This is a genomic window from Amycolatopsis sp. NPDC104819, from assembly GCF_055583145.1.
Genome location: NZ_JBVJON010000004.1, coordinates 347,947 through 369,494 on the forward strand (window position 1 = coordinate 347,947; position 21,548 = coordinate 369,494).

Genomic DNA, 21,548 nt, shown 5'->3' on the forward strand with positions numbered 1-21,548 from the left:
CGGCCATGAGCGAGCACTTCGACGTGCATGGCGGAGCCCGGCTGGTCGGCGAGGTCGACGTGGTCGGCGCGAAGAACAGCGTGCTGAAGCTGATGGCCGCCGCCCTCCTCGCGGAGGGCACCACGACCATCACGAACTGCCCGCAGATCCTCGACGTCCCGTTGATGGGCGACGTGCTGCGGAGCGTCGGCTGCGAGGTCGTCATCGAGGGCGACACGGCCACCATCACGACGCCGGCGGAGCTGTCGCACCGCGCGGACTCGGCCGCGATGGGCAAGCTGCGCGCGTCCGTCTGCGTGCTGGGGCCGCTGGTCGGCCGGCTGAAGCAGGCGGTCGTGGCGCTGCCGGGCGGCGACGCGATCGGCTCGCGGCCGCTGGACATGCACCAGAACGGCCTGCGCAAGCTGGGCGCGACGAGCACGATCGAGCACGGCTGCGTCGTCGCGAAGGCCGAGACGCTGGTCGGCGCGCAGATCTGGCTCGACTTCCCGAGCGTCGGCGCGACCGAGAACATCCTGATGGCGGCCGTGCTGGCCGAGGGCACGACGGTCATCGACAACTGCGCGCGCGAGCCCGAGATCGTCGACATCTGCACGATGCTCGTCGAGATGGGCGCGAAGGTCGAGGGCGCCGGCACCTCGACGCTGACCGTGCACGGCGTGGAGCAGCTGCACCCGACCACCCACAGCGTCATCGGCGATCGGATCGTCGGCGCGACCTGGGCGTTCGCCGCCTCGATGAGCCGCGGCGACATCACCGTGCGCGGGGTCAACCCGCACCACCTCGACCTGGTGCTGAACAAGCTCCAGCTCGCCGGCGCGGACGTCGAGACGTTCGGCGACAAGGGCTTCCGCGTGGTCCAGCCGGAGCGCCCGAAGGCCGTCGACTGGGTGACGCTGCCGTACCCCGGCTTCGCGACCGACCTGCAGCCGTTCGCGGTGGCGCTGTCGGCGGTGTCCGAGGGGACGTCGATGATCACGGAGAACGTCTACGAGGCGCGGTTCCGCTTCATCGAGGAGATGATCCGCCTCTCCGGCGACGCCCGCACCGACGGCCACCACGCGGTGGTCCGCGGGGTCGAGCGGCTGTCCAGCGCGCCGGTCTGGGCGTCCGACATCCGCGCGGGCGCGGGGCTGGTCCTGGCCGGCCTGTGCGCGGACGGCGTCACCGAGGTCTGGGACGTCTTCCACATCGACCGCGGCTACCCGCACTTTGTCGAGAACCTCAACCGCCTGGGCGCGAACATCAAGCGCGTCAGCGGCGAACCCGACCGCAAGTAGTCAGGCGTTCCGCGCGCCCAGCGCGCGCAGGGCGTAGGTCACCAGCCGGTCGAGGTAGTCCGGCTCCGCCGGGGCCAGGCGGACCACCAGGCGCCAGTAGATCGGCGCCGCGAGGGCGTCGAGCGCCAGCTCCATGTCCAGGTCCGCCGGCAGCTCGCCGCGGGCGATCGCGCGGCGCAGCATCGCCTCGCCGACCTCGCGGCGGGGGCCGCCGATCGCCTCGCGCAGGCCGGCGCCGCGGTCCGGGTTGCGGGCGTCCTCCGCGACCAGGTCCGGCAGGATCCGCGAGAACAGCGGGTGCGTGAGCCAGTCGATCAGCGCCTGCATCGTTTCGCGCAGGTCTCCGCGCAGCGAACCCGTGTCGGCCTCCGGCGCGCGGGTCACGCTGAACTCCGTCACGACGGAGGCGATCATGTGGTCCTTCGACACCCACCGCCGGTACAGCGCGCTCTTGCCGACGCCGGCGCGTTTCGCCACGGCTTCCATCGACAGCCGCCCGTAGCCCTGCTCGGCGAGTTCCCACATGACGGCGTCGGTGATCGCTTGCGTGACCTCGGGCTGGAGGACCGCGGCGCCGGTCGGGGTGCGTGCCATGAGCGCAGTGTAGCGGGTGGACGGAACGGTACCGTCCCGTCTACAGTGACGTCGGGACGGTACCGTCTCGTCCAAACGTCGAAGGAGACTGCGATGCAGCCGCGAGACCTCGTTCGGCAGGCCCTCGACCTGCTCCTCGGGCACAACATGACCGGGTTCGCGAACCTCTGGGCCGCCGACGGTGTGCTCGAGTTTCCGTTCGCCGCGCCGGGCTACCCGCAGCGCGTCGAGGGGCGCGACGCGATCCGCGAGTACCTGCGCGACTACCCGGACCTGCTCGACGTCCGGGAGCTCACCGCGCAGACCGTGCACGAGACCGCGGACCCGGCCGTGGTCGTCGTGGAGATGACGGTCGCGGGGTTGGTCGTCGCGTCGCAGAAGCCGTACGAGCTGTCGTACATCGCGGTGATCACCGTCGCGGACGGCGAGATCCACCACTACCGCGACTACTGGAGCCCGCTCGCCGCGGCCGAGCTCCTCGGCGGCGTCGACGAGCTGACGGCGGCCTTCAGTGGCTGACGTCCTCGTCCTCGGCGGCACCGGCACCACCGGGCGCCGGGTCGTCGCGGGCCTGCGTGACGTCGGCGTCACGGCGCGCGCCGCGACGCGCAAGCCAGGCGAGCCCGGGCAGGTCCGGTTCGACTGGACCGACCGCGCGACCCACGCCGACGCGCTGCGCGACGTCTCCGCGGTGTACCTGCTGCCGCCGATCGGCGAGGCTTCGCCGGCGAAGCTGGTGGCGCCGTTCCTGGACGACGCTCTGGCGGCGGGCGTCCGGCGGGTCGTGCTGCTCAGCTCGTCCGCTGTCACGGTGGACACACCCGGGCTCGGCGACCTGCAGCGGCTGGTGCGCGCGGCGCCGGAGTGGGCCGTGCTGCGGCCGTCGTGGTTCATGCAGAACTTCACCGGCGAGCATCTCGTCGCGCGAGGCGTGCGGGACGGCGAGATCGTCACCGCCACCGGCGACGCCCGGATCGCGTTCGTCGACGCCGGCGACATCGCCGCGGTCGCCGTCCGCGCGCTGACCGACGCCGAACCGCACAACACCGAACACGTGCTGACCGGTCCTGCGGCGGTGAGCTACGCCGAAGCGGCCGCGGTCATCACCGCGCGCACCGGACGCCCCGTGCGTCACCGCGCGGTGAGCACCGCCGAGTTCGCCGCCCTGGTCGCGGCGTCCGGGATCCCCGGAGAGTTCGCCACCGTTCTCGCCGCGCTCGACGAGGACATCCGGCGCGGCGCCGAAGACCGCGTCACCCCGGCCGTCGAAGAGGTCACCGGCCGGCCCGCCCGCCCGTTCGAAACCTTTGTGGAGGAAGAGGTCCGATGAAGCAGCTCATGTTCGGAGAGGACCCGCAGTTCTGGTTCGAAACCCTGCGCCTGTTCGGCCACGCGGCCTACGGCGGCTCGGACTTCGGCGAGGTGCTCGCCGCGGCGTCGACCGTGACGCCCGGCGACTACGACAGCTGGCACGACGCCTACCGCGGGCTCGCCGACCGGCTGTACGCGGAAGCCGCCGACGCCGGCCCGGTCACCGCGCGCGACCTGATGCTGCGCGCGTCGACCTACTACTTCTCGGCGGAGTTCTTCCTGCACGGCGACCCGTCGGACCCGCGGATCGCGGCGGCGTACGACCGCAGTGTCGAGTGCTTCCGGCGTGCCGACGTCGCCGAGCCGGTCGAAATCCCTTACGAGGGAACGGTTCTGCGTGGGTACTTCTACCGCGCGCCGGGCTCCGGGCCGAAGCCGGTGCTGCTGATGCACAGCGGCTTCGACGGCAGCGCCGAGGAATGCCACTTCATGGGCGCCGGAGCCGGCGCGGAGCGCGGCTACCACGTGCTGACGTTCGACGGCCCCGGCCAGCCGAGCGCGATCCGGCACGACAAGCTCGTGTTCCGGCCGGACTGGGAGCACGTCGTGACCCCGGTGGTGGACTTCGTGCTCGGGCTCGAGGACGTCGACCCGGCGCGGATCGCGCTGCTGGGCATCAGCCTCGGCGGTGAGCTGGCCCCGCGCGCGGCGGCGTTCGAATCCCGGCTGGCGGCGGTCGTCGCCGTCGACGGCGTGTACGACGCGGGGTCCGCGGTGACGCAGATGCTGCCGTGGCCGCGCGAGGAGATCGTCCGCCGGGCTTCCGCGCCGGAGGACGAAGAGTTCGACGCGATCCTCGCGGCCGGCCGCGAGGCGAGCTCGACCCTGCGCTGGGCGTGCGACCACGGCCGTTACGTCCTGGGCGCGGCGACGGACCGTGAGTTCATCGCCAAGTACCTCGAGTACACATTGGAAGACGGGATCGCGGAGAAGATCACGGCCCCGACGCTGGTCTGCGAGGCGGCGGACGACCTGTTCTTCGGCGGCGAGCAGGAGACCGAGCCGCGCCGGCTGTATGCGCACCTGAACGCGCCGAAGACGCTGATGACGTTCACCGCGGAGGAGGGCGCGGATGCTCACTGCCACGTCGGAGCCCAGCGGCTCGCGGCGGGCCGGGTCTACGACTGGCTGGACAGGACGCTCTAGCTTTCGATCGCGAGCGCGGCCCCGAAGCCGAGCAGCGCGGTGCCGGTGACGCCGTCGAGGGTGCGGCGGACCCGGCGCCGCAGCAGCCACGCCCGGATCCGGTGCACGCCGGCGACGATGACGAGCTGCCAGAGCGTCGCGAGCACCCCGACGGTGGCGGCGAGCAGCAGCGACTCGGCGACCGTGGACTCCGGCGTCAGGAACTGCGGCAGCATCGAGAGGTAGAAGACGAGGACCTTCGGGTTGGTGAGGTTGCAGAGAAAACCTTCCCGCCAGCGCCGGCCACCACTCGGCTTCGGACGTGACAGTGCGCTGTAGTCGCCGCGCCACGCGGCGATCAGGGCTTTGACGCCGAGATAACCGAGGTACGCGGCGCCGGCCCAGCGCAGGGTTTCGAAAACGGGCTCGGACCGCACCATGACGGCGCTGAGGCCGAGCGCCGCGGCCGCGCCTTGGACGAGGTTCCCGGACCCGATGCCGACCGCCGTCAGCACCCCGCCCCGCCGCCCGCCGGCGAGCGAATTCTTGAGCACCAGTGCGGTGCCCGGCCCCGGCACGACCAGGACGAGCAGAACGAAGAGCACGTAGGTGCCGTAACTTCCCCAGGTCATCAGCCCAGGTTAGGACGGGACGAGGTGAGGCCGGCCGAATCCCGGAATGTGGCATCGCCGCACGACGCGGCGCGCGGGTCAGCCTTCGAGGGCCAGCGCCGCGCCGAATCCCATCAGCGCCATGCCCGTCGCGCCGTCCATCGTGCGGCGGACCCGGCGGCGCTGGAGCCAGCCGCGTACCCGGTGCACGAACAACAACAGCAGCACCTGCCACACCACGCCCAGCGCCGCGACCGTGTACGCCAGCAGCAGTGAATCACCGAAGGTCGACGCCGGGGTGAGGAACTGCGGCAGCACCGACAGGTACAGCACGATCACCTTGGGGTTGGTGATGTTGGACAGGAACCCCTCGCGGAAGCGCCGGCTCCGGGACGCACGGGCGCGGCGGACGTCGTCGAGCGCTTCGTAGTCACCGCGCCAAGCGCCGCGCAGAGCCTGGACGCCCAAGAACACCAGGTAGGCCGCGCCCAGCCACTTCACCGTTTCGAACACCGGCTGGTAGCGCGTGATCACCGCGCCCAGGCCGAGCGCGGCCGCCGTGCCCTGCAGGAAGTTCGCGACGCTGATGCCGGCGCACGCCCAGCCGCCGCCGCGGGCGCCGCCGGTCAGGGCGTTCTTCAGGACGATCATCGTGTCCGGGCCCGGCATCATCGCCAGGAACGCCATCATCCCGGCGAAGGCCGCGTAGGTGCTCCACGTCATCAGGACTCCAGGGCGAGGGCGGCGCCGAACCCGAGCAGCGCGGTGCCGGTGACGCCGTCCAGCGTACGGCGCACGCGCCGCCGGCCCAGCCAGGTGCGGACGCGGTGCACGAACACCAGGAGCACCAGCAGCCACAGCATGCCCAGCGCCGCAACCGTGTACGCCAACAGGAGCGAGTCGCCGAACGTCGAGGCGGGGGTGAGGAACTGGGGCAGCACCGAGAGGTACAGCACCAGCACCTTCGGGTTGGTGATGTTGGAGAGCAGCCCTTCGCGGAACCGCCGGAACCCACCACCGCGCCGCCGCTGGGCCTGCTCGACGACGTCGTAGTTCCCGCGGAACGCGCCGCGCAACGCCTGGATGCCGAGGAAGACGAGGTACGCCGCGCCGATCCACTTGAGCGCGAGGAACACCGGCTGCGACTTCGCGATGAGGACACCCAGCCCGAGCGCGGCGGCGCTGCCCTGCACGGCGTTGCCGGTGAAGATGCCGAGCGAGGCGAGCAGGCCGCCGCGGAAACCGCCGGAAAGCGCGTTCTTCAGCATCACCATCGTGTCGGGCCCCGGCGCGAGCACGATCAAGATGACGATGACCAGGTAACTGCCGTACGAACTCCACGTCACGGCTGCCCACGCTAACCGACCGGTATCGGTTCGGTCTCGCGGATTTCCGTCACATCGGCCGCCGCGTAGCTCGTCGCGCTGTTCCTGCTCTGGCTCAGCGTGACCGGATGGTTCGTGGTGGACGGGGACGTCACTGGTCGAGTACTTCGTGACCGACCGGCGGATCGTCGTCCACACCGACGAGGACGGCAAGTTCGACGAGCGCGTCCACCCGATGCGCGACCTGCCCGAGCCCACACTGGAGAAGCACGGCGCGCCGAGCGCGACCTCGAGCTCTCCTCGATCGACCACGCACAGAGGGTGTTCGAGCACGTGCAGCGCGCGCGGCACTCGGCGGAGGGCACCTCGGCAGAGTAGTGTTCGGCCATGTCAGCAGGGGAAATCGATCTTCTACCCGGTGAGCGTGTGCTCTGGGCGGGAGAGCCGGTCCAGCGCCCGTTGTACGTCGCCGCGGACGGGGTGATCGCCCCTGCCGGACTCGTCCTCGCCGCCGTCGCCCTCTGGTTCCTGCTCACGAAGGAGCCCAGCGGCCTGACGATGACCCTTACGCTCGTCGTGCTCGTGATCGGCCTCTACGGCGCGATCGGCCGCTCGGCCGTCCGCTACCTCGCGCTCGGGCGCACGACGTACGCCGTGACCGACAGCCGCGTCATCGCGCGCTCGGGGCTGTTCCGGCAGAAGGAACGTTCGAGTGAGCTGGCCGCCGTCTCGGAGCCGGTCCTCAAACCGGGATCGTCGTCGCGCACCGGCACGATCACGTTCGGGCCGGGGACGGTGACGCTGATGGGTGTCGGCGAGCCCAAGCGGGTGCGCGATCTGCTCACCAAGGCCATCACCGAGGCCAGGGCCCGCCAGGCTCCCCCGGAAACGGACACTCCGGCCGCCTGAGGACAACCCCGGCGCCCGCTCGAGCGTGCGACAGGCATGCAGGAACGCGTGCTGTGGACCGGCAAGCCGGTGCCCCAGCGGCTCTTCCACCGTTACGACTACTTCGCGGCCATGCTCGTGGTGGCCGTCCTCATCGGGTTCGTGGGGTACGCGTCCGCCTCGGACCGGCAACCGGCCCTCCAGGCCATGGCGGCGGGCGGTGGCTTGCTGCTCGTCCACGCCGGAGTGCGGTTCCTGCAGCTCAAGCGCCTGACCTACGTCGTGACCGACCAGCGGGTGGTCGTCGACGCGGGCCTGGTGTGGCGGCGGACGACCACCCTGCGGCTCGCCGGCCTGCCGGCGCCGGTCGTGCTGCCGGAGCACGGCGGCACCGGGACCATCACGTTCGGCCCGGTCGAGCCGCGCCTGGTGGCCGCCGCCCGGTACGGCGCGCACCAGAACAAGTCCGGGCCGCTCCCGGTGGTGCTGGCGGGCATCACCGAGCCGGACGAGGTCCGGGCGCTGCTCGCCCGGGCCATCGCCGAGCCGGACGATCCGCCCGTCTGAACCGGATCGGGGCAACCCCTCGAAGCTCTTGCGCGTTAGTCGGGCAGCAACAGGGGGAGGCCAGGGTGGACGTGCCGCCGAAGGTTCTGCTGCCGGGTGAGCGGCTGCTGTGGTCGGACCGGCCGCGGCGCTTCAGGCTCAACGGAACGGACTGGTGCTGCATCGTCTTCGGCATGGTCTGGACGGCCTTCGGGTTCGTGTTCCTCGGCCACGGACAGCCCGGTTTCGTCCCACTGGTCTGGGCGCTGCCCGGGCTCGCGGGCGCGTGGTGGCCCGTCGTCGCGCGGCAGTGGCTCCTGCGCCGCGTGCTGTACGTCGTCACCGACCTGCGGGTCGTGGCGGCCGACCGCGTCTCCGGAAGACCTGGGGTTCGGCGGACCTGAGCGCGTTGCCGCCGCCGGTCGCGCGGGCCGGCGCCGTCACTTTCGGCGGGGGCGGAGGGTTCCTGGAGGCCTTGAAGCGCGTCTCGGGCATCGGACCCGCCGTCGTGAAGCTCGAGGCGGTGCCGGACGCCGAACGCGTCCGCGACCTGATCGACCAGGCGCAGACCCGGCCGACGGTGGCCGGATGAACGCAGTGTTGTTCCCGGGCGAAGAGGTGCTGTGGTCAGGACGGCCGAGCCGGTTTCCGCCGCACTTCGAGGAGTGGCTCTGGCTGGGCTTGGCGGCGGCCTGGGGCGCGCTGATGTCCGTGCTCTTCGCGGTGTCGCTCGGCCGGCACAGCCCGATGGCCTTCTTCGTCCTGCCGATGATCGTGTTCGCCTTGCTGCCACCGGCCGCGCTGATCTTCGTCCGGCAGCGGATGGCGCGCTCGACCGAATACTTCGTCACGACGCTGCGGGTGCTCGCGATCCACGAGCGGCCGTGGCGCCGGGCGCGGTGGGAGTACCTGGCGCAGGTGCCGGCGCCGACGGTGCGAAGCGGCCGCGCGGGCACCGGCACGCTCTCGTTCGGCTGGCCCGACCCGGTGGCCCGGGTCGGGGCGTTCTTCTCCCCGCCGCGGTGGGGGCCGCCGCCGGACCGGTCGCTGTCGCTGCGCCGGGTGGAACTGCGCGGGATCCCGGAGCCGGGGCCGGTGCGGGACCTGATCGTGCGAACGCAGGGTGCGCGCTGACCGCTGGAATCACCCGGACGTGTCCGATTGCACTGCCCAGCTAAGTTACCGGCCGGTACACTCGACGAAACATCCACCGCCGGAGGTGTCCTGTGCCGTACCCAACGGACCGTGAACGTGACCGACCGTGGGTGATGCGGACCTACGCGGGACACTCCTCCGCGGCCGCGTCGAACGAGCTGTACCGGCGCAACCTCGCCAAGGGCCAGACCGGCCTTTCGGTCGCCTTCGACCTGCCGACGCAGACCGGCTACGACCCCGACCACCAGCTGTCCCGCGGTGAGGTCGGCAAGGTCGGCGTGCCCGTGTCGCACATCGGTGACATGCGGCGGCTCTTCGACGGCATCCCGCTCGCCGAGGCGAACACGTCGATGACGATCAACGCGCCGGCCATGTGGCTGCTCGCGCTGTACGTCTCCGTGGCGCACGAGCAGGCCGAGGCCGAAGGCCGGGACGTGGACGAGGTCCTCGCGAAGCTCACCGGCACCACGCAGAACGACATCATCAAGGAGTACCTGTCCCGCGGGACCTACATCTTCCCGCCGGGCCCCAGCCTGCGGCTGATCACCGACATGATCGCGTGGACCGTGCACCACGTGCCGAAGTGGAACCCGATCAACATCTGCAGCTACCACCTGCAGGAAGCCGGCGCGACGCCGACGCAGGAGGTCGCCTACGCGCTGTGCACCGCGATCGCCGTGCTCGACGCCGTCCGCGACTCCGGGCAGGTCGAGCCGGCCGACATGGCCAAGGTCGTCGCGCGGATCTCGTTCTTCGTCAACGCCGGTGTCCGGTTCGTCGAGGAGATGTCCAAGATGCGCGCGTTCACCGCGCTCTGGGACGAGCTCACGCGGGATCGTTACGGCGTAACGGATCCCAAGGCGCGCCGGCTGCGCTACGGCGTCCAGGTCAACTCGCTCGGGCTCACCGAAGCCCAGCCGGAGAACAACGTCCAGCGGATCGTGCTGGAGATGCTCGCGGTGTCGCTCTCCCGCGGCGCCCGCGCCCGCGCGATCCAGCTGCCCGCGTGGAACGAGGCGCTCGGGCTGCCCCGGCCGTGGGACCAGCAGTGGGCGCTGCGGATGCAGCAGGTGCTCGCGTTCGAGACCGATCTGCTGGAGTACGAGGACATCTTCGACGGCTCGCACGTCATCCAGGCCAAGGTCGACGAGATCATGACCGGCGCGCGTGAGGAGATCGCGTGGGTGCAGGACCTCGGCGGCGCCGTCGCCGCGGTCGAGAGCGGTTACATGAAGTCGCAGCTGGTCGGGTCGCTGGCCGAGTACCGCCGCGGGATGGAGAACGGCGAGCGGATCCTGGTCGGGGTCAACAAGTTCGAGACGACCGAGCCGTCGCCGCTGCAGGCCGAGGGCGCGAAGGCGATCGAAACGATCGACCCGGCCGTCGAAAAGGCCGCCGTCACGGCGATCGAGGAGTGGCGGACCCAGCGTGACAATGATGCTGTCGAGCGCTCGCTGGCCGCGCTGAAGGAACGCGCACAGACCACGGAAAACCTCTTCGAGGCCACTGTGGACTGTGCGCGCGCCGGCGTCACCACCGGCGAGTGGTCCGGCGCGCTGCGCGAGGTGTTCGGCGAATACCGCGCGCCCACCGGGGTTTCCGCCACGGCCGCCGGCGGGGGTGACCCGGAGATCGAGCGGGTGCGCTCCCGGGTCCGCGAAACCGAAGCGGAGCTCGGCGAGCGGCTGCGGATCCTGGTCGGCAAGCCCGGCCTCGACGGCCATTCCAACGGCGCCGAGCAGGTCGCCGTCCGGGCGCGCGACGTCGGCTTCGAGGTCGTCTACCAGGGCATCCGCCTGACGCCCGAGCAGATCGTCGCGGCCGCCGTGCAGGAGGGTGTGCACGTCGTCGGGCTCTCGGTGCTCTCCGGCTCGCACCTCGAGGTCGTCCCGCACGTCGTCGACGGCCTGCGTGCCGCGGGCGCCGGCGACGTGCCGGTGATCGTCGGCGGCATCATCCCGCCGGACGACGCCGCGTTGCTGACCGAACGCGGCATCGCGCGGGTGTTCACGCCCAAGGACTACGAGCTGACCGGCATCATGGCCGGCATCGTCGACCTGATCCGCGAGCGCCACGGCCTCAGCTGAGGTCGGCCAGGATGTCCTTCGTGGACTTCACGGTGGCGAACTGGTTGGCCAGGTTCGCCGCCGTGACGCGGTACAGCTCGTCGGCGGTCACCTCCGGGAGGTCGAACGTGAAGGTCGCGTCGAGCGCAAAAGTCACGTCGTAGCCCAGGTTTCCGCCCATCCGCGCGGTGGTCTCACAGCAGAAGTTCGTCTGGATCCCGGCGAGCACAAAACTCGTGATGCCGCGCTTGCGCAGCCACGCGTCGAGGTCGACGTCGCCGATAAACGCGGAGTTGACCTGCTTGCCGAACACCAGGTCCGGCCGCGCGCCGTCGAGCTCGGGCTTGAAGTCGTTGCCGGGCTGCCCGGGCCGCAGCGGCGAGCCCGGCTTCACGGAGTCGTGGTGCACGAGCACGACCGGCAGCCGCCGCTCCTGCCACGCGTCGAGGAGTGCTTTCATGTTCGCTTCGGCGCCGGGGTTGTTGCGCGGGCCCCAGAAGGCCGCGTCGTCGAACCCACGCTGGACGTCGATCAGGATGAGTGCCGTCATGTCGTCGAGTCTTGCGGTTGTCCTGCCGTCGGAGGAGTGGCAGAAGACGCGCGATGCGGTACTTTCCTGCCATGCGCACGATCGGCGTTCTGCTGCTGCCGGGCACCCGGATGTTCGACCTGGCGGTGATCGGCGAGGTCTGGGGCCAGGACCGGACCGACAGCGGGATCGGCCCGTTCACGCTGCGGTTGTGCAGCCAGGGCCGGGTCCGCACCGCCGTCTCGCCGTTCGGTGACGTCGCGGCCACGCACGGCCTGGCCGGGCTCGACGGCTGCGACCTCGTCCTGGCGCCGGGGCGCGACGACCCCCACGCCACGGTCCCGCCGGCCGCCGTCGCGGCGCTGCGGCGGGCCCACCGGGCCGGGTCGACGGTCGCCGCGTTGTGCTCGGGCGCGTTCACGCTGGCCGCCGCCGGCCTGCTCGACGGCCGCCCGGCGACCACGCACTGGCGCGACTTCGACGCCCTGACCGTCGCCGCGCCGCACGCCGACCTCCAGCGCGACGTGCTCTACACCGACGACGGCGGTGTCCTGACGTCGGCGGGGGTGGTCGGCGGCCTCGACCTCTGCCTGCACCTGGTCCGGCGTGACCACGGCGCCGACGTCGCCGCCGCGCTCGCGCGCCGCCTGGTGATGCCGCCGGCCCGGGAGGGCGGGCAACGGCAGTACGTCGACAACCCGTTGCCTCCCGCGGCATCCCAGCCGGGGGTGGCGTCCACAATGGACTGGGCGCTGGCGCGGCTCGGGTCCGGGATCGGCGTCGAGGACCTCGTCGGGCACGCGCGGATGAGCGAGCGGACGTTCCACCGCGAGTTCGCCGCGGCGGCGGGGGTGACGCCGGGACGGTGGCTGCGCGTCCAGCGCGTCCGGTACGCGCAGCGGCTGCTGGAGACGACGGAGCTGCCGGTCGAGCGCGTCGCCGAGCGATCCGGGCTGGGCACGGCGGCGAACCTGCGGCGCCGGATGCACGCCGAGGTCGGCGTCGGCCCCGACAGCTATCGGCGGACATTCCGACGGGTTACCGTCGAGGCATGACCGAGTACGAACACATCCTGGTCAAGCGCGACGGCGACACCGTCACGATCACGATGAACCGCGCGGCGCGGCGCAACTCGCTGTCCGCGGACCACCTGGCCGAGCTGCTCGCGGCGTTCCACGAGGCCGGCACGTCCGACGCGACCGGCATCGTGCTGGCCGGCGCGGGCCCGGTGTTCTCCGCCGGGCACGACTTCGGCGACGTCGCCGCGCGCGACCTGATGGGCGTGCGCGAGCTGCTGACGCTCTGCACGGACCTGATGAAGACCATGCAGTCGGTGCCGCAGGTCGTCGTCGCGCGGGTGCACGGCCTGGCCACCGCGGCGGGCTGCCAGCTCGTGGCGTCGTGCGACCTCGCCGTGGCGGCCGAGTCGGCGGGCTTCGCGCTGCCGGGCGGCAAGGGTGGCTGGTTCTGCCACACACCGGCGGTCCCGGTGGCGCGCTCGATCGGCCGCAAGCGCCTGATGGAGCTGGCGCTGACCGGCGACGTCGTCGACGCGGCGACCGCGCTGGACTGGGGCCTGGTCAACCGGGTCGTGCCCGACGAGCAGCTGGATGACGCCGTCGCGGAGCTGCTCGCGCGTGCGACACGCGGCAGCCGGGCCAGCAAGACGATGGGCAAGCTGACCCTCTACGCCCAGCTCGACCGGCCCGAGGCCGACGCGTACGCGATCGCGCTGGAGGTCATGGCTTCGGCGTCCCAGCTACCCGGCGCGCGCGAGGGCATGGCGGCGTTCCTGGAGAAGCGCAAGCCGTCCTGGCCCGACTGAGCCTCCCCGGTCAGGGCCGGTGCCGCTCAAACAGCGTGAGCTGCGTCCAGGCGGCGAGCGTCTGCGCGTCGGTGATTTCGCCGCTGAGCATCATCTTCTCGAGGTCCGCCCGCGCGAACCACGCGCTGCGCATGTCCTGCTCCTCGAGCTCGCGCTCCGGCTCGCCCTCGGTGATGTCCGTGGCGAGGAACACCCAGCCGCGCTGGCTGGTCAAGCCAGGCGCGACGTCGAGCCGCCCGATCGTCACCATCGACGCGGCGCGCAGCCCGGTCTCCTCGCGCAGCTCGCGGGCCGCGAGCTCCGCGGGCGGCAGGTCGGCGCGGTCCGGCGCGGTGCCCTGGGGGAACTCCCAGCGGCGCCCGCCGACCGGGTACCGGAACTGCTCGACCAGCCGGAACCGGTCGCCGTCCTGGGCGATGATGAGCGCGTAGGTCGGCTTGTCGACAACGCCGTAGATGCCCGCCGAGCCGTCGGGGCGGCGGATCTCGTCCTCCCGCATCGTCAGCCAGTTGTTCCGGTACACCTCGCGGGACGCGACACGCTGAATGGGGTCCACGCGCCCAGTATCACCGACCCTGTCCTACCCTCCTCGGGTGCGTCTCGTGATCGCGCGGTGCCAGGTCGACTACGCCGGCCGGCTCACCGCCCACCTGCCGATGGCCACCCGCCTGCTGCTCGTCAAGTCCGACGGCTCGCTGTCGGTCCACTCCGACGACCGCGCGTACAAGCCGCTGAACTGGATGAGCCCGCCCTGCTGGCTGATCGAAGACGGCAAGATCTGGATCGTCGAGAACAAGCAGGGCGAGAAGCTGGTGATCTCGATCGAGGAGATCTTCCACGACTACAGCCAGGCGCTGGGCGCGGAACCGGGCCTGCAGAAGGACGGCGTCGAGGCGCACCTGCAGGAACTGCTGGCCGAGCACATCAAGACCCTCGGCGACGGGTACACGCTGGTCCGCCGCGAGTTCCCCACCCCGATCGGCCCGGTCGACATCATGGCCCGCGACGCCGACGGCAAGTCGGTGGCGGTGGAGATCAAGCGCCGCGGCGAAATCGACGGCGTCGAGCAGCTGACGCGTTACCTGGAGCTGCTGAACCGCGACCCGCTGCTGGCCCCGGTGCAGGGCGTGTTCGCGGCGCAGATCATCAAGCCCCAGGCCCGGACGCTGGCCGAGGACCGGGGGATCCGGTGCCTGACGCTGGACTACGACGAGCTGCGCGGCATCGAGTCCGACGAGTTCCGCCTGTTCTGACGTTCCGGGAATCCGGGTGGTTCGCCGCCGGCCGAACTGCGCTCGGGTCGGCGACGCCATTTCTCGGGCGGTCCGGCCGGCGGCGCGAATCTCCTCGTGATTGCCGGACAATCCCATTCCGCCGCCGGCCTGGCGGAGCGTCGCGTCGTCCGGACGTCGCCCGCCGAAAGGTGGCCTTCGTGGCCGGATCGATGCCTGGATCGCGTATCCAATTCGGTGCTCGCGACTCTCCGGCCGGAAATCGTTAACCCGATAGGCGGCCGCGGAGTGATCAGATCTTTTCCGTTCCCGCCTTTCTGCGCTGTTCGGGTGAGTCCGGGATCTCGTTAGCCGGAGTCGTGCGACACTCGATTTCGAGGGGTTCCGCCGGTGCTTCCGGCGTGGCCGGAGGGTGGTGCGCTCGGCCGTCTTTCTTTGTCGTGCCTACGTTTCAGTCCGCCTTCGAGCTCGGTGTGCGCATGTCCGTCCGGCCGATGTGCGCGCGTTTTTCGCACGCACGGAGGAGGAAGTCATGCGTTATCGCCCACTCGGTTCCGATCCGGCCGACCCGCGCCTGGGCCGGTTCATTCCGGACGACTGGCGGCACGTGGAAAGGTATCCGCTGACCGCGCTGTCCGATGACGACCGGCCCACGCAGGCGCCCGTCGTGATCGGGGTCAACTGGTACTCCGCGTTCGACACCCCGGAACAGGACGAGGCCTCCGGTGAGTTCTTCATCGCGAAGGCCGGCGTCGCGAAGCTCGGCCGGATCCGCGGCGGGCACTGCGTGTGCCTCGAGCCGGGCGGCTCCCCGGACACCGACGCCTGGTACGCGTTCTACGACCAGGGCCGCGAAGGCGCCTGCGTCGGCTTCGGCTGGTCGCGCTGCATGTCGATCTTCAACGGCAGCGAGTACACCGCCCGCTGGCTCTGGGACTCGGCCAAGAAGCGCGACGAGTGGCCCGAGACCAACCCCGGCGACGACAACGGCACGTCGGTCCGCGCGGCCGCCGAAGTGCTCGCCGAGGCCGGGCACGTCCTGTGGGACGACTCGTACCAGAACGACGACTGGGAAGCCCGCGAGAAGTACGTGCCCGAGGGCAAGCAGGGCATCAAAGCCTTCCGCTGGGCGCAGTCGGTCGAGGACGTGCACGCCGTGCTGGCCAACCCGCGCGCGGACGAGCTCGGCGCCGTGCCGCTGCTCAACTCGTGGGGTCCGGGTTACCCGCACCGGACCTACCTGCCCGACGAGGTGCTCGCCAAGCTGATCGAGGAGGAGGGCGAGATCGCCGTGCCCACCGATCGGTGATCGGCAGCCGCTCCCGCGGTGCGTGAACGAAGGCGCGTTTCCCCTGGTGAATGCCGGGGGAGGCGCGCCTTCAGGCCACTTTGGACAGGTCAGCGTGCCGACCCTGAATCCATGCAGTACTGTCCGGATCCGACAGGACAGTGGTGATTCCTGTGGGTTGTTGTCCAGTTTGAAAAGAGGTGGGTCGGGTGCTCGTCCTAGCCGATGCGAACCTGCGACTCGACGCGAGCGCGATCGACTACATCGAGTTGGCGTTCTACTTCGTGCTCGTGCTCGGCATCGGGTACCTGGCACGACGACAGGTGTCGAGCAGTCTCGACTTCTTCCTGTCCGGCCGGTCGCTGCCCGCCTGGGTCACCGGCCTGGCGTTCATCTCGGCCAACCTCGGCGCGGTCGAGGTCATGGGCATGTCGGCCAACGGCGCCCAGTACGGCCTGCCGACCGTGCACTACTTCTGGATCGGCGCGATCCCGGCGATGCTGTTCCTCGGCATCGTGATGATGCCGTTCTACTACGGCTCGAAGGTCCGCAGTGTTCCCGAGTTCATGCGCCGCCGCTTCGGCAAACCGGCGCACCTGGTCAACGGCATCAGCTTCGCCGCCGCTCAGATCCTGATCGCGGGCGCGAACCTGTTCCTGCTGGCCAGCGTGGTGAACCTGCTGCTCGGCTGGCCGCTGTGGGTGTCGATCATCATCGCCGCCGTGATCGTGCTCTCCTACACCGCGCTCGGCGGGCTCTCCGCCGCGATCTACAACGAGGTCCTGCAGTTCTTCGTGATCGTCATCGCGCTGGTGCCGCTGACGATCATCGGCCTGGTCAAGGTCGGCGGCTGGCAGGGCCTGGTCGACAAGGTCACCAACAGCCCCGGCGGCACCGCGCAACTGCACTCGTGGCCCGGTGACAACCTGACCGGCTTCGGCAACAACATCCTCTCGATCCTCGGCATCGTGTTCGGTCTGGGCTTCGTGCTCTCCTTCGGGTACTGGACGACGAACTTCGTCGAGGTGCAGCGCGCGATGGCGTCGAAGAGCATGTCCGCCGCGCGGCGCACGCCGATCATCGGCGCGTTCCCGAAGATGCTGGTCCCGTTCATCGTGATCATCCCGGGCATGATCGCCGCGGTCACCGTGTCCGAGTACGTCAAGGACAAGCAGGTCCTGCTGGACGGCGGCACCGCGGAGAGCGGCGTCACGTTCAACAACGCGCTCCTGCTGCTGATGCGCGACCTGCTCCCGAACGGCATGCTCGGCATCGCGATCGCCGGTCTGCTGGCCTCGTTCATGGCCGGCATGGCGGCGAACCTGAGCTCGTTCAACACGGTCTTCACGTACGACATCTGGCAGACCTACATCAAGAAGGACAAGCCGGACGGCTACTACCTGCGCCTCGGGCGCGTGGTGACGTCGGTCGGCACGATCCTCGCCATCGGCACCGCGTTCATCGCGTCGAACTCCGGCAACATCCTGAACTACCTGCAGGACCTGTTCTCCTTCTTCAACGCGCCGCTGTTCGCGACGTTCATCCTGGGCATGTTCTGGAAGCGGATGACCCCGCACGCCGGGTGGAGCGGCCTGGTGCTCGGCACCGCGTCCGCGGTCACCGTCTGGGGCCTGTCGCAGGCCGGGGTGCTCGGCCTCACCGGCCAGGGCATCAGCTTCGTCGCCGCCGGGACCGCGTTCGTCGTCGACATCGTGGTGAGCGTCGTGGTGTCGCTGGCGACCAGGCCGAAGCCGGACGAAGAGCTGGTGGGGCTGGTCTACTCGCTGACCCCGAAGGAAACGCGCAAGCACGACGACACCGGCGAGAACGCGGGCTGGTACCGCAAGCCGGGCCTGCTCGCGGGCATCGTGCTGATCCTGACCATCGCCCTCAACGCCATCTTCTAGGAGGTCCGTCATGGCTACCGAGTCCGGCGCGCCGCGGAAGGCGGGCGCCTTCGACATCCGGCTGATCATCGCGCTGCTGATCGGCGTGTACGGCGTCATCCTCACGGTGATGGGCATCGGCTTCACCTCCGACCAGGAGATCGAGAAGGCCGCCGGGGTGAACATCAACCTGTGGGCCGGCATCGGCATGCTGGTGGTCTCCGCCCTGTTCATCCTGTGGGCGCAGCTCCGGCCGCTGGTCGTGCCGGCGGAGACCGAGACCGAGGCCGGGGACACCACCCCCGCGGCGGGTGAATAGCCGGGTTGTCCGGACAGCGGCGCGAGGTTGCCGCTACCGTGCACCGCGTGCTCCTTGACGTTCGGCGCCGCCGTCTTCCGAAGCTGTTCCTGCTGGTCACCGCGCTCGCGCTGCCGCTGACCGCGTGCGGGCAGGACCTCGGCCGGTCCAACTTCGCGCGGACGACGGTGCCGGCCGCGGTCGGCACCGGCCAGGTCGCCGACGGCCCGATCACCGACGCCGCGGTGGCGGCGAACGTGCTCCGCACGATCAAGCCGTGCCAGTTCCTCACCAAGGACGCCCTCGGCGCGCTGGGCCTCGGCACGGTCGAGGAGGACCCGTCGCCGTCGTCGATCGCCTTCGACAAGTGCGCCAACAAGGTGAAGGACCCCGGCGGCAAGGAGATCCGGTTCGACTTCGAGATCGGCAGCACCCTGCTGCCGCACGCGGACAAGACGGCCGGGCAGGTCGGCGGGCTGCCGCTACGGGTGAACAAAGCCGACGACACCGACTGCACGGTCGCGGCGATGACGGCGCTGAACCCGGACAACGCCCTGGTGCTGACGGTCGCCTACCCCGGTGACCCCTGCCGGCCCGGGCAGACGCTGATGGACGCCGTGGTGCAGAAGCTGCACAACTCGCCGGAGAAGTACTCGACGCCGCCGGGCACCCTGCTGACCGCCGACCCGTGCGCGATGGCCGACACCGCGGCGGTCACCCCCGCCGTGCCGTCGGCGAAGTCCGCGCCGTCCGGCCTGCACTCCTGCGCGTGGCAGAGCAACGGCGCCAACCCGACCGTGACCGTCGAGTTCCTGCCGGGCCTGCCCCCGATCGTCGGGGACGGGTACTCCAAGGTGGACCTCGGCAACGGCGTCACGGCCTACCGGAAGCAGGGCGCCACGAGCTCGTCGCAGTGCACCGTCGAGTGGCAGCACCGGCCGTGGCAGGGCGACGACGTCGAACTGGCCCAAGTGGACTACCAGAGCTACACCGCCAAACCGGACGCCGACGACCCGTGCGGCAAGGCCCTCGGCGTCGCGAAGAACGTGGTCACGAAGCTCCCCAAAGCCTGACCTGGCGGCGGGCCCCGCGGGGAGGTAGGAAGGGGACACCCCACCCGCCGATGTGCCGGAGGCTGCCGTGAAGAAGATCATCAACGATCCGGCGAACGTCGTCGCGGAGTCGCTGCGGGGCCTCGCCGCCGCGCACGCCGACATCCTGCGGGTCCAGTCCGACCCGGACGTCGTCGTCCGGGCCGACGCGCCGGTCGCGGGCAAGGTCGCCGTGATCTCCGGCGGCGGGTCGGGGCACGAGCCGCTGCACGGCGGTTTTGTCGGCCGGGGCATGCTGTCGGCCGCCGTGCCGGGCGCGGTGTTCACCTCGCCGACGCCGGACGCCGTGCAGGCCGCCGTCACGGCGACCACCGGGGACGCGGGCGCCCTGCTCATCGTGAAGAACTACACCGGCGACGTGCTGAACTTCGAAACGGCCGCCGAGCTCGCCGCCGCCGAGGGCCTCGACGTGCGCAGCGTCGTGATCGACGACGACGTCGCGGTCAAGGACTCGACCTACACCGCGGGCCGCCGCGGGGTCGGCGGCACGGTGCTGCTGGAGAAGATCACCGGCGCCGCCGCCGAGCGCGGCGACTCGCTCGACGCCGTGACCGCCCTGGCGGAGAAGGTGATCGGCCAGGTGCGCTCGATCGGCGTCGCGCTGACCGCGCCGACCGTGCCGCACGCCGGCACCCCGAGCTTCGACCTCGGCGAGGGGGAGATCGAGTTCGGCATCGGCATCCACGGCGAGCCCGGCCGCGAGCGGATCCCGCTCGAGCCGGCCGACGCGCTGGTGGCGCGGCTGGTCCAGGCCGTGGTGGAGGACCTGCCCTTCGAGTCCGGCGACCGCGTGCTGCTGTTCACCAACTCGATGGGCGGCACCCCGCTCGTCGAGCTCTACCTGGCGCACGGCATCGCCGAGCGGCTGCTGGCCGAGCGTGGGATCGTGGTCGAACGCCGGCTGGTCGGGCCGTACATCACCAGCCTCGAGATGCAGGGGATGAGTCTGACGTTGCTCAAACTGGACGACGAGCTGACCGAGCTCTGGGACGCACCGGTCACCACCGCGGCGCTGCGGTGGGGGGTCTGATGACCTGCAAGGCCGAGGGGGTCGCGGCCGCCGTGCGCGCCGCGGCGGGCGTGGTCGCCGAGCACCGGGCCGAGCTGGTCGAGCTCGACCGCGCGATCGGCGACGGCGACCACGGCGAGAACCTGAACCGCGGCTTCACCGCCGTCGTCGCGGCGCTCGACGCGGGTGCGCCGGACACGCCGGGAGGCGTGCTGAAGCTCGTCGCGACCACGCTGATCTCCAAGGTCGGCGGGGCCGCGGGACCGTTGTACGGCACGGCTTTCCTGCGTGCCTCGACCAAACTGGGCACGGCCGGGGAGCTCGACGTCCCGGCGCTGCTGGACGCGCTGCGCGCCGGGCTCGAAGGGGTCCAGGCCCGCGGGAAGGCCGTCGGCGGCGACGCGACGATGGTCGACGCCCTGATCCCCGCGCTGTCGGCCGCGGAGAAGGCGGCCGAGGACGGCGGGGACGTCGCCGCGGTGCTGACCGCGGCAGCCGACGCGGCCGACCGTGGCGCGGAGTCCACTGTGGACCTGGTGCCGCGCAAGGGCCGCGCGTCCTACCTGGGCGAGCGGGCGGTGGGGCACATGGACCCGGGTGCGCGGTCCTCGGCTCTGCTGCTGCGCGCGTTCGCCGAGGCCGCCCGGTGAGCGTCGGAATCGTGCTCGTTTCGCACAGCGCGAAGCTCGCGGAAGGCCTGGCCGAGCTGGCCGCCCAGATGGCGCCGGACGTCACCATCCGGCCGGCCGGCGGCCTGCCCGACGGCTCGATCGGCACGGACTACGACGAGGTCGTCGCCGCGACCCAGCGCGCGGACTCCGGCGACGGTGTGGTGCTGCTCTACGACCTCGGCAGCGCGCAGATGACCGCCGAGCTCGCCGTCGAGTCGCTGGCCGACCCCTCTTCCGCCGTCGTGGCGGACGGCCCGCTGGTCGAGGGCGCGATCGCGGCGGCGGTCGCGGCGCAGGCCGGGCAGGACCGCAAGGCGGTGGCGGAAGCCGCCGCGGCGGCCGGGATGCCCGAGGACCTGACCCCCGCCGAGGCCACGGCCGGGGGTGCCGAGATCGAGCTGGAGCTGCACAACGAGGTCGGCCTGCACGCGCGGCCGGCCGCGGTGCTGGTGCGCGCGCTCAGCGCGTTCGACGCCGAAGTCACCGTGCGGCTCGGCGAGCAGGAGGCCGACGGCAAGAGCGTGCTGGCGCTGATGTCCCTCGGCGCGCGCCAGGGTGACCGGATCGTGCTGCAGGCCCGCGGGACGCAGGCTTCCGCCGCGCTGAACAAGGCGAAGGAGCTGGTGGACGGCAACTTCGGCGAGTGAAGCCGGTGTTGCCGACCGGGTGACTTGCGCGGTACTGACTCGATTCCGTGTGGGCTTCCGAAGGTCCGGTGTGGCAGAGTCAGGGGCCAA

The 21,548-nt window shown here is 71.1% G+C and carries 25 protein-coding genes; 19 read left to right on the plus strand and 6 right to left on the minus strand.

Annotation, left to right across the window (positions count from 1 at the left end; genetic code table 11):
* Positions 1 to 5: 5 nt before the first annotated feature.
* Positions 6 to 1,280, plus strand: a complete 1,275-nt coding sequence (murA, locus tag ACZ63E_RS14415; RefSeq protein WP_465336375.1) for a UDP-N-acetylglucosamine 1-carboxyvinyltransferase — start codon at positions 6 to 8, stop codon at positions 1,278 to 1,280.
* Here murA and ACZ63E_RS14420 read toward each other — a convergent pair whose 3' ends face one another.
* Positions 1,281 to 1,874 carry a TetR/AcrR family transcriptional regulator gene (locus ACZ63E_RS14420; protein ID WP_465336376.1) on the minus strand — a complete coding sequence of 198 codons (594 nt, stop codon included), beginning with the start codon at positions 1,872 to 1,874 and terminating at the stop codon, positions 1,281 to 1,283.
* 93 nt (positions 1,875 to 1,967) lie between these two features.
* Here ACZ63E_RS14420 and ACZ63E_RS14425 point away from each other — a divergent pair, with 93 nt between their 5' ends.
* Genes ACZ63E_RS14425 through ACZ63E_RS14435 form a run of 3 tightly spaced genes read left to right on the plus strand, consistent with a single transcriptional unit; the run spans position 1,968 to position 4,391 of the window.
* Entirely contained in the window at positions 1,968 to 2,393 is a 426-nt protein-coding gene (locus ACZ63E_RS14425) for a nuclear transport factor 2 family protein (RefSeq protein WP_465336377.1), read from the plus strand.
* A complete protein-coding gene (locus ACZ63E_RS14430; protein WP_465336378.1) occupies positions 2,386 to 3,204 on the plus strand; it encodes an NAD(P)H-binding protein in 819 nt (272 codons plus the stop codon). The genes ACZ63E_RS14425 and ACZ63E_RS14430 overlap by 8 nt, the downstream gene beginning before the upstream one ends.
* Positions 3,201 to 4,391, plus strand: coding sequence for an alpha/beta hydrolase family protein (locus ACZ63E_RS14435; protein ID WP_465336379.1), 1,191 nt, complete (start codon positions 3,201 to 3,203; stop codon positions 4,389 to 4,391). Before ACZ63E_RS14430 ends, ACZ63E_RS14435 begins: the two co-directional genes overlap by 4 nt.
* Here ACZ63E_RS14435 and ACZ63E_RS14440 read toward each other — a convergent pair.
* The 3 genes from ACZ63E_RS14440 to ACZ63E_RS14450 all read right to left on the minus strand — a co-directional run bounded on the left by ACZ63E_RS14440 (position 4,388) and on the right by ACZ63E_RS14450 (position 6,327).
* On the minus strand, positions 4,388 to 5,002 hold the full coding sequence (locus ACZ63E_RS14440) for a LysE family translocator (RefSeq protein WP_465336380.1): 615 nt from the start codon (positions 5,000 to 5,002) through the stop codon (positions 4,388 to 4,390). The two genes, ACZ63E_RS14435 and ACZ63E_RS14440, sit on opposite strands and share 4 nt — an antisense overlap.
* A 78-nt stretch (positions 5,003 to 5,080) precedes the next feature.
* Positions 5,081 to 5,704, minus strand: a complete 624-nt coding sequence (locus ACZ63E_RS14445; protein ID WP_465336381.1) for a LysE family translocator — start codon at positions 5,702 to 5,704, stop codon at positions 5,081 to 5,083.
* Positions 5,704 to 6,327: a LysE family translocator gene (locus tag ACZ63E_RS14450; protein ID WP_465312674.1), complete on the minus strand. Its 624-nt coding sequence runs from the start codon at positions 6,325 to 6,327 to the stop codon at positions 5,704 to 5,706. The genes ACZ63E_RS14445 and ACZ63E_RS14450 overlap by 1 nt, the downstream gene beginning before the upstream one ends.
* A gap of 366 nt (positions 6,328 to 6,693) precedes the next feature.
* Here ACZ63E_RS14450 and ACZ63E_RS14455 point away from each other — a divergent pair, with 366 nt between their 5' ends.
* From ACZ63E_RS14455 to ACZ63E_RS14475, 5 genes are all read left to right on the plus strand, one after another.
* Entirely contained in the window at positions 6,694 to 7,215 is a 522-nt protein-coding gene (locus tag ACZ63E_RS14455; RefSeq protein ID WP_465336382.1) for a PH domain-containing protein, read from the plus strand.
* Positions 7,216 to 7,251: 36 nt separating this feature from the next.
* A complete protein-coding gene (locus tag ACZ63E_RS14460) occupies positions 7,252 to 7,761 on the plus strand; it encodes a hypothetical protein (RefSeq protein WP_465336383.1) in 510 nt (169 codons plus the stop codon).
* A 65-nt stretch (positions 7,762 to 7,826) separates the two neighbouring features.
* Positions 7,827 to 8,144, plus strand: coding sequence for a hypothetical protein (locus ACZ63E_RS14465; RefSeq protein WP_465336384.1), 318 nt, complete (start codon positions 7,827 to 7,829; stop codon positions 8,142 to 8,144).
* 184 nt (positions 8,145 to 8,328) lie between these two features.
* Positions 8,329 to 8,874, plus strand: a complete 546-nt coding sequence (locus tag ACZ63E_RS14470) for a hypothetical protein (protein WP_465336385.1) — start codon at positions 8,329 to 8,331, stop codon at positions 8,872 to 8,874.
* Between the two features lie 92 nt (positions 8,875 to 8,966).
* Entirely contained in the window at positions 8,967 to 10,982 is a 2,016-nt protein-coding gene (locus ACZ63E_RS14475) for a protein meaA (RefSeq protein WP_465336386.1), read from the plus strand.
* On the opposite strand, the gene ACZ63E_RS14480 is transcribed toward ACZ63E_RS14475, so the two are convergent.
* Positions 10,975 to 11,511, minus strand: a complete 537-nt coding sequence (locus tag ACZ63E_RS14480; RefSeq protein ID WP_465336387.1) for a cysteine hydrolase family protein — start codon at positions 11,509 to 11,511, stop codon at positions 10,975 to 10,977. The two genes, ACZ63E_RS14475 and ACZ63E_RS14480, sit on opposite strands and share 8 nt — an antisense overlap.
* Positions 11,512 to 11,582: 71 nt before the next feature.
* Here ACZ63E_RS14480 and ACZ63E_RS14485 point away from each other — a divergent pair, with 71 nt between their 5' ends.
* Together ACZ63E_RS14485 and ACZ63E_RS14490 are read left to right on the plus strand one after the other, a co-directional pair.
* Positions 11,583 to 12,545 (plus strand): GlxA family transcriptional regulator, encoded by a 963-nt coding sequence (locus ACZ63E_RS14485; RefSeq protein WP_465336388.1) that lies wholly within the window; start codon positions 11,583 to 11,585, stop codon positions 12,543 to 12,545.
* A complete protein-coding gene (locus tag ACZ63E_RS14490) occupies positions 12,542 to 13,315 on the plus strand; it encodes an enoyl-CoA hydratase-related protein (RefSeq protein ID WP_465336389.1) in 774 nt (257 codons plus the stop codon). The genes ACZ63E_RS14485 and ACZ63E_RS14490 overlap by 4 nt, the downstream gene beginning before the upstream one ends.
* Before the next feature lie 10 nt (positions 13,316 to 13,325).
* On the opposite strand, the gene ACZ63E_RS14495 is transcribed toward ACZ63E_RS14490, so the two are convergent.
* Entirely contained in the window at positions 13,326 to 13,871 is a 546-nt protein-coding gene (locus tag ACZ63E_RS14495) for an NUDIX domain-containing protein (RefSeq protein ID WP_465336390.1), read from the minus strand.
* A gap of 37 nt (positions 13,872 to 13,908) precedes the next feature.
* Between ACZ63E_RS14495 and nucS the strand changes: the two genes are divergently transcribed.
* From nucS to dhaM, 8 genes are all read left to right on the plus strand, one after another.
* Positions 13,909 to 14,568, plus strand: a complete 660-nt coding sequence (nucS, locus tag ACZ63E_RS14500; RefSeq protein WP_465312663.1) for an endonuclease NucS — start codon at positions 13,909 to 13,911, stop codon at positions 14,566 to 14,568.
* A gap of 511 nt (positions 14,569 to 15,079) precedes the next feature.
* Positions 15,080 to 15,856 (plus strand): hypothetical protein, encoded by a 777-nt coding sequence (locus ACZ63E_RS14505; protein ID WP_465336391.1) that lies wholly within the window; start codon positions 15,080 to 15,082, stop codon positions 15,854 to 15,856.
* 188 nt (positions 15,857 to 16,044) lie between these two features.
* A complete protein-coding gene (locus tag ACZ63E_RS14510) occupies positions 16,045 to 17,742 on the plus strand; it encodes a sodium:solute symporter family protein (RefSeq protein WP_465336392.1) in 1,698 nt (565 codons plus the stop codon).
* Positions 17,743 to 17,752: 10 nt separating this feature from the next.
* A complete protein-coding gene (locus ACZ63E_RS14515) occupies positions 17,753 to 18,040 on the plus strand; it encodes a hypothetical protein (protein WP_465336393.1) in 288 nt (95 codons plus the stop codon).
* 47 nt (positions 18,041 to 18,087) lie between these two features.
* A complete protein-coding gene (locus ACZ63E_RS14520) occupies positions 18,088 to 19,092 on the plus strand; it encodes a DUF3558 domain-containing protein (RefSeq protein ID WP_465336394.1) in 1,005 nt (334 codons plus the stop codon).
* A gap of 67 nt (positions 19,093 to 19,159) precedes the next feature.
* Entirely contained in the window at positions 19,160 to 20,161 is a 1,002-nt protein-coding gene (gene dhaK / locus ACZ63E_RS14525) for a dihydroxyacetone kinase subunit DhaK (RefSeq protein ID WP_465336395.1), read from the plus strand.
* Entirely contained in the window at positions 20,161 to 20,790 is a 630-nt protein-coding gene (gene dhaL, locus ACZ63E_RS14530) for a dihydroxyacetone kinase subunit DhaL (RefSeq protein WP_465336396.1), read from the plus strand. The genes dhaK and dhaL overlap by 1 nt, the downstream gene beginning before the upstream one ends.
* Positions 20,787 to 21,458, plus strand: a complete 672-nt coding sequence (gene dhaM / locus ACZ63E_RS14535) for a dihydroxyacetone kinase phosphoryl donor subunit DhaM (protein WP_465312654.1) — start codon at positions 20,787 to 20,789, stop codon at positions 21,456 to 21,458. Before dhaL ends, dhaM begins: the two co-directional genes overlap by 4 nt.
* Positions 21,459 to 21,548 lie beyond the last annotated feature (90 nt).